We start from the raw sequence: 12,420 nt of genomic DNA on the forward strand, positions 1-12,420 counted from the left end.
AGATAATTCCATGCTTCAGACCAGCCTCGCCTTCAACGGAACGCTTACCGCGCCGCATCGGGAAGCAACCTATGCCGGTCGCCGGATCCTTGACGAGGGCGGAACGGCGATGGAGGCGATGGTTGCGGCAGCGGCAATGATCGCTGTCGTCTATCCTCACATGAATGGGATCGGCGGCGACGGCTTCTGGCTGGTTCACAGGCCGGGCAAACCTCTGACCGGCATTTCCGCCTGCGGCCAGGCCGCCGGCCTGGCTACGCCGGAATGGTACGCCGCGCGCGGCCATACCCAATCGATCCCGGCCCGAGGGTCAGAGGCCGCGCTGACGGTGCCCGGCACGATCGGCGGGTGGGAAATGGCGCTCTCGCTGGTGGAGCGGCCAGATCGCCTGTCCGTTTCGGAACTGCTTTCCGCAGCGGTGACAAAGGCGCGCGACGGCATTGCCGTGACGCTCAACCAATCCAATTGCACGGCCGAGAAGCTTCACGAACTCTCCGACGTGCCCGGATTTTCGAAAACGTTTCTCGATGACGGCGCCGTTCCCAAGCCCGGTGCCAGGCTCCGGCAGGCATCGCTCGCGGACACGCTTGAGCGCCTGGGGCGGGATGGCCTGCGAAGCTATTACGAAGGCGACACCGCACAGGTGCACGCGGCGTTCCTGGAAAGGTACGGCAGCCCGCTTCGCCGCGACGATTTCCGGACCTACGGCGCACGCGAAGTGACGCCGTTGCAGGTTGCGACGCGCCAGGGCAAGCTCTTCAACATGACGCCTCCGACGCAAGGCGTCGCCTCGCTGATGATTCTGGGGCTCTTCGACCGTCTCGCGGTCGAAACGGGCGAAAGCTACGAGCATGTCCACGGCCTGATCGAAGCGACCAAGCAGGCCTTTATCCGGCGCAACAGCGATCTTGGCGATCCCGGCACCATGGCAGACGATGCGCAGTCATGGCTGGACGATGGTGTGCTCAATGCCATGGCAGCCAAGATCGACATGACGCGTGCCCTCCCCTGGCCGCACAAGCCGGCCGAGGGAGACACGATCTGGATGGGCGCCGCGGATCGCTACGGCAATGTCGTCAGCTTTATCCAGAGCGTCTATTGGGAGTTTGGCTCCGGCCTCACCTGCCCGGAGACGGGTGTCTTCTTTCAAAACCGCGGCGCCGGTTTTTCGCTTCAGCCGGGACCAAACCAGCTTCAGCCCGGGAAACGGCCCTTCCACACGCTCAACCCGGCTCTGGCCTATCTCTCCGATGGCCGTATCATGGCGTACGGGACAATGGGCGGCGAAGGCCAGCCCCAGACGCAAGCGGCGATTTTCACGCGCTACGCCCGTTTCGGCATGCCCCTGCAGCAGGCCGTCACGGCGCCCCGCTGGCTGCTTGGGCGGACTTGGGGGGCGAGCAGTACCAATCTGAAACTGGAAGATCGGTTCCCTGCGGCGCTCATCGACAAGCTCGCGGCAGCCGGTCACGACATCGAAATGATCGCGCCGTACTCGGATCTATGCGGTCATGCCGGCGCTGTGGTTCTTCATGCTGACGGCCTTTGCGAAGCCGCGAGCGATCCGCGTTCGGATGGGGCGGCATTGTAACGGCGACGAACGGTCTCCATGCCGGCACGGCTCACGCGGCCGCCATTTCTTGTACGCTCAGGCACGCGCCGTGTTAATAACGCGAAGCCTTTCGCGCAGAACCGGCCACGCGCAACGTCAGCCAGGGACACTCATGCTCAGCTTCATGCACGTTCACATTATCGCACTTCGCTATTTCACGGAGACGGTGCGCAAGAAATCGATGCGGCAGGCCGCGGAGGCGCTCAATATCGCTCCGTCGGCTGTCAACAGGCAGATATTGAAACTGGAAGAGCAGTTGCGCTGCAAGCTCTTCAACCGTCTCGCCGATGGCGTGCAGCTGACAAGTGCCGGCGAAATTCTCTATCACTACGCCAGGAATATGGAGCGCGATCTTGAACGAGCGATCGGACAGATCGATGATCTGAGGGGGCTGAAGCTCGGGCATATCAGGCTTGCCGCCGAAGACGGCATTGCCAAGGACTTTCTGCCGTCTGTTCTCCGCGATTTTCACCGGAAATACGATCGTGTGACCATCTCTCTGGAAGTCACGACCGGACCGGAAATCATAGGCCGCGTCGAATCCGGCGAGGTCGATATCGGCCTTGCGATGGGAAGCGGCCATCAATCAACGGTCCTGACGTCGGCCTCCATCGACGTGCCGCTGGGCATCATCATGCATACAGACCACCCTCTTGCGGGGCGCTCCACCCTGACGGAGGCGGATCTAGCCAATGAGCTGATGATAGAGCGCTCCGAAATAAAGGACGATGTCGTGGGTTTCCACTCGCGGCTGAAGCCTTCGTCCGTTCGGCGGCAGTTCATAAACACAAACGCCTCGGACGTACTGACCACGTTGGTAAAGACCGGCCTCGGGATAGGCATGCGCTCACCGGTCGGCATTCTTTCGGACCTGGAGCGCAAGCAACTCGTATTCGTCAAGCAGATGGACCTGAAGCGCAAGGCGAGTCTGAATGTCTACACGAATGCGCAGCAGACCGGCGATGTCTCGACCTCGGTCATTCTTCAATATATCCGCTCGGCGCTCCCTGAGTTCGAACAACGCATCAACCATATCGTGAACAGCATTCAGGAGGCGCACGAAGCGTCCGCGGCTAGTCATTCATCGCATTGAAGCGATAAGAGGCGGAGGCGTCCGGCGGCGTGTGCCGCTGATGAAACGCCTCCAGATAAGGCATGAGTGTCTCGACCGTCATCCGCGCCTGCCGCTCAGGCGCCGTTTCCGGTGCCTTTAACCGGGCAGCGATTTCATCGAGAACGGTATCACGATCGATGCGGCAAACGCGGCCATTCTCCACGACCATCTCGCCATCGATGAAAACCTTGTCGACCGCGGACCGACTGCCGCGATGCAGGATGGTTTCGCTGATCGGCACCCGCCGATCGACGAACGGACGTTCCAGCCGTGTTCTGTCCAGCAGAACCACGTCGCCGGCAAACCCCGGTTCGAGGCGTCCAACCGTTTCGCCGAAGCCTGCCGTTCGCGCACCGTGCTCGGTCGCCATCCGCAGCACCGCACCGGCGTCGGGCCTGTCGTTCCACATGCCGGTCTCACGATGGAGAGCCCAGACGAGCTTCATCTCCAGCAACATATCCCTGTCATCGGCGACGTTTGATTGGTCGATACCGAGCGCGACCGGGATATTCCGTCGGCGCATCTCGTTGACAGGGGCAATCCCGCTGCCGAGACGGAGGCCCGAGCTCGCATTGTGGCAGATCGAGCAACCGCAATCGGCCACGAGATCGAGATCACGGCGCGTCATCCAGTTGCCGTGCCCGAGCGTCAGTTCGGGACCCAGGCATTCAAGCGCGGCAAGATGCTCCACCGCGCTGTGTCCGTAGCGAGCCTGTGCGAATTCCGCCTGACGGCGCGTCTCGAGCAAATGCATGTGCACTTGCGCGCCGTGAGTGCGCGCGGTCTCGAAGATAAGCTGAAGACTCTCGTCGCTGCACCAGTGCAGGTTGGCGGGAGCAAGATTGAACCTAAGCCTGCCGCGACCCGTGCCGGTCCACCGCTCGCGCGTCTCTCGGAAAAACGTCATGTAGTCGCGCGTCGGCACCTGCGCCGGCTTCAAGCCCGCAGCGACGATTTCAGCCAGGTCCGCCGGCAGGCTTTTGAGCACCTCCGCATCATTTTCATAGGTGAGGATGTTCCGGTCGCGCATCATGAAGGAATAGCCCGCGCGCATGCCTATCTGCTGATAGGCACCAAGGACTTCATCGGTCGCCGCCCGCCAGTTTTCCGGATCGCCCGTAAGCCCGCTCGCGATATGGTGGACCGTCGTGGTTCCGCTTTCCAGCATCTCGATGGCGGAATACAGCGTATCAAGGCGTGGTCCGATCGAGCGCATACCACGAAACTGCGGCAACCAAAGTTCCAGCGGTGCGAAAGGCACGCCCATCATCAGTGGCGTGAGGCCGAAATGATGGTGGCCATTGACGAGCCCGGGCATGGCAACGAAACCGGCGCCGCCATGTCGAGGCAGATGAGCATTGCCCGCGACCACGGCTTCAACCGCGCCGATGTGGGCAATCCTGCCGTTGTGAATGCGGATGGCGGCGTCGTGTCTCAAACTCGGCGTGCCGTCGGCGTTCAATCCGCAGAAGACGACGCCCGCTTCGATGATGCAATCCATGTCCGCGCTCACGTATAACTGGCGACGAGGCCGACGCGACGCGCGGCAGCAAGCTGATAAAGCGGGTCGCCGTAGATCTTCATCTCCTCATTGGCCGAAAACACGAGGCTGATATCGTGTTCGTCGTAGGACGCGGCGGCCGCCGCCTTGATCGTTTCCCAGTCGGGTACGGGCAGCGCCCTCCATTTCTCGACATCCTGCGGATCGGGCATAAGGGGAAACTGCATTTCCCCCATCAATGCAGCGATGCACTGCCAGAACGATCGCAGCATATGCTGCGGCTCTTCACAGTAGGGAAGGACGACGCGCATCCAGTGAACGCCGGTGACGGCATGCAGCGCACAGAAGTCCATCGTTGCCGCGAAAAGCACGATGGCCGCGGACGCCATGCGTTCCAGCGTCCTGTCATCTATCTCGAGCCAATCGACAACCGGCACGAAGTCGGCGCAGCGGCCGGATTCGGCCATGTTGAGCCACAGCAGTTCGTGCAAAGGTAGCCCCCGAAGGCTTTCGATGGCTGCAACCTTCTCCAGAACGACAGCCGGCTCCCTGGTCATGGACGGGCTTTTACCAGGGGACGGCAGCGGCAGATAGGTGGCGGTCCAGTAAGCCAGCGCGAGGGCGATTTCCGTATCGCTCTTGCGGATAAGTCCGTAGGCAAGACGCATCAGGGCATGAAAGGCGCTCGCCCCGACGCCCGCCGCCAGTGACGGGAGATAGTGCCGGATCGCCGCTTCCGCGCCGAGGCGGTCCACCTCGGCTTTGAAGAACAGGTTCAAATCCGCTTCCCGGCTTCGTTCGCCAAGGGCTGCTCTCCAATTCGTGGCATCGATCGCACGGACGACCGGGGGAACCGGAAGCAATTCCTTGTAGTCGCGATAGTGCTCGAAGAACGCCTGCAGACGATCGGCGGAACCGCCGATCCGATCGAGTGCGACCAGCACCATGGGGGCGTGATTGGCGAAGGTCTTGGTGAACTCGAAACTATAGTTCGGCATTTCATTCATGATGGTGTCGAGCGCCGACTGAGGCATCACCTGTTCCCTCGTTCATTCGATTTTGCGACAACGATAGCCGCTACGGCTTCAAAAGCAATCTAGGCCGCCGCGCCGCACAACACCGACGAGAGCAACGAATAAATCATGTTTTTCAAATAATTAGACGACGACTTTCCGGCCCGTTGCCCAACGCGCAACGACTCGATGCCAAAATACCTCTGAAGCGGTTCCAACGCGTTCTGCATTCGGCAACAGGTCGAACACAATTCGACGCTTTCTCGATATCGGCTTTGCGCGTTAGTCACTCTATCGCGGGAATACTGGCAGCAGCTTTCGTCCGGGCGTCCCCTTCTCTCCGACTCTATGTTTGAAATTGAAGGATGAAGATGAAATTCGCGACCGCTTCAAAAGACGCCTTGCAGGAACTGGCCGAGCGCGTGCAGGCCGACCTCAAGATGATGGACTATGCGACAAAGCCCTGGGTCGAGCCACGCTTCGACGAAAGCGGCAAGCAGATCTTGGACGTCCTTATTATCGGCGCCGGGCAAAGCGGCTTGGCGGTTGGCCATGCCCTGCAACGGCGAGGGGTCGGCAATATTCTGATCCTCGATAGCAGCCCGGAAGGCAAGGAAGGCGTTTGGAGCACTTTCGCGCGCAACTACGAGATTCGCTCGCCGAAGGACATTACCGGCACCGAACTCGGATTGCCGAGCCTGTCCATCCAAAGCTTCTATGAGGCCAAGTACAGCCGCCAGGCCTGGAACGAGATAAAGCGCATACCCCGTTTGGAATGGCTGGATTACCTTCAATGGTACCGGTCGGTGGTAAACCTGCCGATCCGCAACAATGCCAAGGTCGTGGATATCGACTACGACGCACAAGGCGTGAGCGTATCGCTTGCCGATGGGGAAACGCTCCGCGCCAGGCTGGTAGTGCTCGCAACCGGGATGGATGGCGGCGGCGCCTGGCGCGTGCCTGATAGTATCAAGAACAGCCTTCCGCGCGAACGGTACAATCATTCGAGCGACATCTTTGACGAGACCAAGCTCAAGAACAAGAACGTCGGCATATTGGGGAGCGGCGCCGCCGCATTCGATATTGCCGTTGCCGCGTTGACGGCGGGCGCCAGCCGTGTCGACATGTGCCTGCGCGGTCCGCGGCTGCCGATGATCGACATCGTGCGGGAAGGTGAAACCGCCGGCCATCTCAACCACAGCCACGAAATTCCCGATCGGATGAAGTGGGACCTTGCGGGCTTTCGCGCCGGGCTGCGTCAATCTCCCGCCGATCATCATTTCTTCAAGGCGTGCAGCTTTCCGAACTTCTTCATCCATGTAAACGCCGGTTGGGACGAGATCGGGCTTGATGGCGACGATATCCTGGTGAAGACCGGCGAGAAGACCTTCCGCTTCGATCACGTGTTTGCGGCGACCGGCGTGACCGTCGACATGGACCTCCGGCCGGAACTGCGCAAGATCTCAGCGAACGCCGCCTTGTGGAAGCATCGCTTCACGCCTCCGGATAGCGAGGGCCTCGGGCGGTTGAACTTCCCCTATCTGAGTGCGAACTATCAATTCATCGAAAGGGAACCCGGAATCGCGCCCGGAATCGATCGCATCTTCGCCTATAACGCACTCGCCGCTATGAGCATGGGAATTGCGGGGGCGGTTTCGATCAGCGCCATGAAATATGCCGTGCCGCGTGTCGTAAGCGCGGTCACAGGCTTTCTGTTCAAGGAGCAGGAGGACAATCTCATTGATTTCTTTGCGGGCTTCACGACGCCGGCGATCACGTTTCCGCCGCATGTTCGCTTGATGCTCGGCCTGCCGGCCGAGGGCGAGCTTGACGCCGCCGCGCCGTGATAGGCGGCCGTTTCCGTAGGGCCTGTTAAGCAACATTGGTGAGGGGTCTCGAACGACCATGCATATCGCAACCCAGTCTTTGCCGACGCCGTTCGCATCAATCAAGAAGCCGGCGATCGGCTCGCAAGGGATGGTGGTGACCAATCACCCGCTTGCTTCGGCGGCAGGGACGGAAATCATGCTTGCCGGCGGCAACGCGATCGATGCCGCGATCGCTTCACTTTTCGCGCTTACCGTCGTGGAGCCCATGATGATCGGCGTTCTGGGCGGCGGCATCCAGCACATCCGGCTCTCCGGCGGCAAGCATCACATTATCGACAGCCTCGGGACCGCTCCGCTCACGGCTCATCCCAATATGTACGAGTGTCTCTCGGACGAACTGGATACCATGCGGGAGACGCGGGGGCGCGAAAATCTACTGGGCGTCAGAGCCGGTGCTGTCCCGGGAAGTCTCGCCGGCTGGTGCGACGCGCTGGCACGGTTCGGAACCATGTCGCTGGAGGACGTCGTTTCTCCGGCAATCCGATACGCCGAGCGCGGGTTCATCGTAACCCCCTATCTGAACAGCTGTATCGGAGACTGTGTCGCTGACCTCGCGGGGGATTCAGGCCTTGCCGATCTGTTCATCCCGAATGGCTCCCCGATGAAGGCCGGCGAAAGACTTGTGCAACGGGAATATGCCGAAAGCCTGAAGCTCATCGCTCGCTTGGGGCCGGCGGCGCTTTATACCGGTCCGCTCGGCGATGCCCTGACATCGTTCATGCGGGCTGAAGGCGGCTACATCAGCCAGAAGGATCTTGACACCTATCGGGTAATCGACCGGGCACCTGTTCGCGGATCCTATCGGGGCTATGATGTGGTCGGCCCCCCACCGCCCTCCTCGGCCGGCGTTCACATCACGCAGATGCTCAACATTCTGGAAGGCTATGATCTGCGAGGCATGGGATTTGGTTCAGCCGACTGCATCCATCTGCTCGCCGAGGTGCTTAAGATCGCCTTTGCCGACCGCAGCATGTCGACCGCGGACCCGGATTTCGTCGACGTCCCCGTCGAGCGCCTGATATCGAAGGACTATGCCGCCGAGCGCCGTGCAGCGATCGATATGAATTCCGCGCAAAGCTGGGAGGCAAAGGTCTTTGCCAATGAATCCGTCAATACGACACACATCACGGTCGCCGACGCGATGGGCAACGTTGTCTCCACCACGCAGACTATCAACGGCCTGTTCGGCGCCTGCGTGCGCATTCCGGGCACCGGAATGATCCTCAACAATTACATGTACAATTTCGATCCCCATGAAGGGCGGGCTCTGTCGATTGCGCCGGGGAAACGCGTCTTTACCTCCATGGCGCCGATGATGGTGCTGAAAGACGATCACATGGCGTTCGCGCTGGGACTTCCCGGAGCTTTGCGGATATTCCCTTCCGCGATGCAGGCCATCGTCAACATCATCGATCATGGCATGTCGATACAGGATGCGGTCGAGGCGCCGCGTGTCTGGACGAATGGCGGAGCGCTGGAGTTGGAACCCGCCTTCCCCGATGAAATCGCGAACGAACTGCAGAGCCGGGGACACAGGATCGCGCGTTCGGCGCGGATCGCAGGCGGCATGAACGCGATCGGCTTCAACCCGGATGGATCGCTGACCGGCGCTGCCTGCTGGCGCGCAGACGGCACGCCTGTGGCCATCTCCGGCGGCCTTGCGGCAGCGGGTGTAACGTTCAACATTTAGATCTCATAGTGTCGGAAGAGGCCAAGTTGTCGGAAAAAATCGTTCTTTTGGACAAGACATCGCAAGAGCGCGCGAATGAGATCCTGCCTCATGTGCCAGAAGGCATGACATTTGTTCACGGTGTCGCGGAAGGCACGGACTATCTGAAAGAGATAATCCGGGACGCGGATTACGCGATCGCCGGCCAGGTCGCCGTCACGGGCGAGGTGCTGCGTGCCGCCACGAAGCTCAGGCTGCTGCACAAGTCCGGTGTTGGAGTAGACAACATCGATATCGCTTCGGCGCGAGAGTTGGGCATCATGGTTGCCCGGACACCCGGCAGTAACGCCGTGCCCGTGGCCGAGTTCGCGCTGGGCTCGGCGATCGCGGCTCTTCGAGGTCTGGCCTACGGCAATGCCAATCTGAAAAACGGTGAATGGCGCGGCCCCGGAAAGCTACCGAACAAGACGTTTATTCTAACCGGCAAGACCGTCGGGATCATCGGCTTTGGCGCAATCGGGCAGGCGTTTGCCAAGCTGCTTCAGGGTTTCGGGTGCACCATTTTATACAGCCAGCGCTCCCGCCTTGTCCCAGAGCGCGAGCGGGAACTAAAAGCAGCATATGCAAGCCTCGACCAAATCCTGGAGACCGCTGATCTCATCTCTCTGAACTGCCCGCTGACAAGCGAAACCGCAAATCTGATCGACCGTGCGGCCTTCTCCAAGATGAAGCCGAGCGCCGTGCTGGTGAATGTCGCGCGAGGCGGCATCGTCGTCGAGAAGGACCTGATCTGGGCGCTGGAAAACCGGATCATAGCCGCAGCAGCAGTCGATGTGTTCGAACAGGAACCTCTCCCGGCCGACAGCCCCCTGCTTCGGCCGATTGATAATCTTGTCCTGACACCGCACATCGCGGCCGTTGCAGCCGACACTTTTGCACCGACGCTGCAGCGAATCTTTCGCAACATCGTGTCGGTAGCGAAGGGAGAGGCGATCGCAGAGGGAGACCGGGTCGTCTAGCACCTTATCGTTGGGATTATCAGTTTCACGCCGGTAGCCGGATGCCTGGCAAGGACCGGCCGCAGTGCCATTGCCGGACAAAGGAACTCTTTTATGAAGACGGAAAGCACGTTCGATCTTATTATCCGCAATGTTCGGATCGAGGAATATGGAGCGCCCGTCGACATCGGGGTGCACGGAGGCCGTATCGCGGCGATCGGGTCCACGCTCAGTTGCGAGGCCGTAGAGAATTTTGACGGCGGTGGCGCCTTCGCTTTCGCAGGGTTTGTCGACACGCATGTTCATCTGGACAAAGCCTGCATCCTTGATCGCTGCACGATTTGCGAAGGAACCCTTTCCGAAGCCGTGCGCGAGACCGCCGCAGCGAAGGCGAATTTCACGGAGGCCGATGTCTACGAGCGTGCCGCGCGCGTGGTCGAAAGGGCGATCTCGCATGGCACCATACGCATGCGCACCTTCGTGGAGATCGATCCACGCGCCGGATACCGTTCTTTCGCTGCGATCAAGCGCATCAAGGCCGACTACGCTTTCGCCATGGATATCGAGATTTGCGCTTTCGCGCAGGACGGCCTGACAAACGAGCCGCAAACTCTGGAGATGCTGGACAAGGCCCTTGCGGAAGGCGCGGACCTCGTCGGCGGTTGTCCCTATACGGATCCCGATCCCGCCCGGCATGTCGACATGATATTCGAGCTAGCCGTCAGGCACGGGGTTTCCGTCGATTTCCATCTCGATTTCGATCTCGATCCCCAGCATAGCGATCTGCCGGCTGTGATCGCGGCGACGGAGCGCCACGGCTGGCAGGGCCGGGTCACGATCGGCCATGTCACAAACCTGTCGGCCATGGCGCCGGCCGAGATATTGGATGTTGGAGACAGGCTGGCGGCAGCCGGCATCGCGCTCACCGTGCTCCCGGCGACGGACCTTTTTCTCACGGGGCGCGGGCACGATCGGCTGGTGCCGCGCGGTATCGCCCCGGCCCATCTCCTGGCGCGCCGTGGAGTTGTAACCTCGCTTGCCACCAACAACGTCATGAACCCGTTCACCCCTTACGGCGATGCGTCGCTTGTCAGGATGGCTAATCTCTACGCCAATGTGGCGCAGCTCTCTCGCGACGCGGATATCGCCGGCGTATTCGAAATGATCGGAGAATCGGCAGCCCGCCAGCTCGGAGCGCCGTACGGCCTTCACCTGGGTGGCGAGGCAACGCTCATTCTCGTCGATACATCGGGACCGAAAGCTGCGGTGCGCGAGATCGGCCGGGTTGTGGCCGGCTGGAAAGCCGGTCGCCAAAGCTTTCACAATGGCGATCCTCGTATCTGCAAGCCAGACCAGAGGTCGATTCCGTGATCGTCATCGATCGCTTCGAGCCCGTAGCCTGCCCCATCTCGTTCCTGCTGCGGCTGGTCCGTCATCCACGAACAGTCGTGGCCGTAACCCTGCGCAGATCGAACAAGAAGCCGCATGATTTCGGTCGCCGGTTCGGTATAGATGTTTGAGAGCAGTTCGGCTTTTCTTTCGAATCGCGGAACAGCCCTATCCTTTTGTTTTCACGCAATTCCGGACGGAAACCGTCTCGCACTCCCGGAATTGCTAGCCGGGGGCTCCCGTGGATCAGATACTCGCCATACGCACTTTTGTCCGCGTCGCCGAAGCCGGCTCCTTCGCAAAGGCTGCGGACACAATGAATCTGCCCCGATCCTCCGTGAGCAAGCTCGTGCAGGATCTCGAACAGCATCTTGGGACAAAGCTCGTGGAACGCACGACGCGGTCGGTCACGATGACGACCGAAGGCGCCGCCTACCACGAGCGCGCGCTTCGACTTCTTGCCGATCTCGACGACATGGACGACACCGTCGCCGGCTCTCGCAGCACGCCCAGGGGGAGGCTCCGCGTCGATATCGGCTCCGTGCTGGCAAATCAGATCCTCATACCTTTGCTCTCAGACTTTCAGCGCCAATATCCTGATATCGATCTCATGCTCGGCGTCAGCGATCGCTCCGCCGACCTCATCGGCGAAGGGATCGATTGCGTCATCCGTGGCGGATCGCTCCTAGACTCGTCAATGAAGGCTCGGAAGCTATGTGAGTTGGATTACGTCCTTTGCGCGTCGCCCGCCTATCTGGATGGCCGAGAGTTGCCGAAGCAACCTGACGATATCCGGGCCCATCGGGTCGTCAGCTATTTCTCGGCATCATCCGGAAAGAGGTTTCCGTTGCGGTTCGGGCGCGGCGACGAGCGAAACGAGTATGTTCCCGCCTCCAGCGGGATTTCGGTCAACGAAAGCACCGCGCATCTGAACGCACTGCTTGCGGGGCTCGGGATTGGTCAGAGCTTCGGCTTCCTTGCAAGACCTCATGTCCAAAGCGGGGCGCTGGTCGAACTGCTGCCCGACTGGAAGCCGGACAATCACCCCTTGCACCTGGTCTACCCGGCCGCTCGATTTCCAAACCCTCGGCTGCGCGCCTTTGCGGATTGGGCCGCAAGGGTATTCGAAGCAGTGGATGCCAAGCGGAGTGGCTTGAGGGAGACCGTCCATACGGATGGATAGTGTCTCCACGCGGGGCGACTTCTCGCCGAGGGCCTGACGAACTAACTTCTCG

The 12,420-nt window shown here is 60.7% G+C and carries 9 protein-coding genes; 7 read left to right on the forward strand and 2 right to left on the reverse strand.

The annotated features are described in order from the left end of the window. Positions 1 to 10: 10 nt before the first annotated feature. Both QTL95_RS18440 and QTL95_RS18445 read left to right on the forward strand, forming a co-directional pair. On the forward strand, positions 11 to 1,591 hold the full coding sequence (locus tag QTL95_RS18440) for a gamma-glutamyltransferase family protein (RefSeq protein ID WP_289721368.1): 1,581 nt from the start codon (positions 11 to 13) through the stop codon (positions 1,589 to 1,591). A gap of 133 nt (positions 1,592 to 1,724) precedes the next feature. After that, the gene (locus tag QTL95_RS18445; RefSeq protein ID WP_289721369.1) at positions 1,725 to 2,705 is read left to right on the forward strand and encodes a LysR family transcriptional regulator; all 981 of its coding nucleotides are present in this window, start codon (positions 1,725 to 1,727) and stop codon (positions 2,703 to 2,705) included. On the opposite strand, the gene QTL95_RS18450 is transcribed toward QTL95_RS18445, so the two are convergent. Together QTL95_RS18450 and QTL95_RS18455 are read right to left on the reverse strand one after the other, a co-directional pair. Further along, positions 2,686 to 4,227 carry an amidohydrolase family protein gene (locus QTL95_RS18450; RefSeq protein ID WP_289721370.1) on the reverse strand — a complete coding sequence of 514 codons (1,542 nt, stop codon included), beginning with the start codon at positions 4,225 to 4,227 and terminating at the stop codon, positions 2,686 to 2,688. The genes QTL95_RS18445 and QTL95_RS18450 overlap by 20 nt on opposite strands. Positions 4,228 to 4,235: 8 nt before the next feature. Continuing rightward, complete coding sequence (locus tag QTL95_RS18455; RefSeq protein ID WP_289721371.1) at positions 4,236 to 5,261, reverse strand: questin oxidase family protein; 1,026 nt, start codon at positions 5,259 to 5,261, stop codon at positions 4,236 to 4,238. Between the two features lie 350 nt (positions 5,262 to 5,611). Between QTL95_RS18455 and QTL95_RS18460 the strand changes: the two genes are divergently transcribed. From QTL95_RS18460 to QTL95_RS18480, 5 genes are all read left to right on the forward strand, one after another. Then, positions 5,612 to 7,087 carry an NAD(P)-binding domain-containing protein gene (locus tag QTL95_RS18460; RefSeq protein ID WP_289721372.1) on the forward strand — a complete coding sequence of 492 codons (1,476 nt, stop codon included), beginning with the start codon at positions 5,612 to 5,614 and terminating at the stop codon, positions 7,085 to 7,087. A 58-nt stretch (positions 7,088 to 7,145) separates the two neighbouring features. Continuing rightward, positions 7,146 to 8,819, forward strand: coding sequence for a gamma-glutamyltransferase (gene ggt, locus QTL95_RS18465; protein ID WP_289721373.1), 1,674 nt, complete (start codon positions 7,146 to 7,148; stop codon positions 8,817 to 8,819). 26 nt (positions 8,820 to 8,845) lie between these two features. Continuing rightward, positions 8,846 to 9,817: a 2-hydroxyacid dehydrogenase gene (locus QTL95_RS18470; protein WP_289721374.1), complete on the forward strand. Its 972-nt coding sequence runs from the start codon at positions 8,846 to 8,848 to the stop codon at positions 9,815 to 9,817. Positions 9,818 to 9,910: 93 nt separating this feature from the next. Beyond that, a complete protein-coding gene (locus tag QTL95_RS18475; RefSeq protein WP_289721375.1) occupies positions 9,911 to 11,167 on the forward strand; it encodes an amidohydrolase family protein in 1,257 nt (418 codons plus the stop codon). 259 nt (positions 11,168 to 11,426) lie between these two features. Then, positions 11,427 to 12,368: a LysR family transcriptional regulator gene (locus tag QTL95_RS18480; protein ID WP_289721376.1), complete on the forward strand. Its 942-nt coding sequence runs from the start codon at positions 11,427 to 11,429 to the stop codon at positions 12,366 to 12,368. Positions 12,369 to 12,420: the final 52 nt, after the last annotated feature.

It is taken from the genome of Rhizobium sp. S152, from assembly GCF_030380735.1.
GTDB lineage: Bacteria > Pseudomonadota > Alphaproteobacteria > Rhizobiales > Rhizobiaceae > Rhizobium.

Coding starts and splice junctions, on each gene's coding strand:
- QTL95_RS18440 (WP_289721368.1), top strand. CDS start 11: ATGCTTCAGACCAGCCTCGCCTTCAACGGAACGCTTACCGCGCCGCAT.
- QTL95_RS18460 (WP_289721372.1), top strand. CDS start 5,612: ATGAAATTCGCGACCGCTTCAAAAGACGCCTTGCAGGAACTGGCCGAG.
- QTL95_RS18445 (WP_289721369.1), top strand. CDS start 1,725: ATGCTCAGCTTCATGCACGTTCACATTATCGCACTTCGCTATTTCACG.
- QTL95_RS18450 (WP_289721370.1), bottom strand. CDS start 4,227: ATGGATTGCATCATCGAAGCGGGCGTCGTCTTCTGCGGATTGAACGCC.
- ggt (WP_289721373.1), top strand. CDS start 7,146: ATGCATATCGCAACCCAGTCTTTGCCGACGCCGTTCGCATCAATCAAG.
- QTL95_RS18455 (WP_289721371.1), bottom strand. CDS start 5,261: ATGCCTCAGTCGGCGCTCGACACCATCATGAATGAAATGCCGAACTAT.
- QTL95_RS18475 (WP_289721375.1), top strand. CDS start 9,911: ATGAAGACGGAAAGCACGTTCGATCTTATTATCCGCAATGTTCGGATC.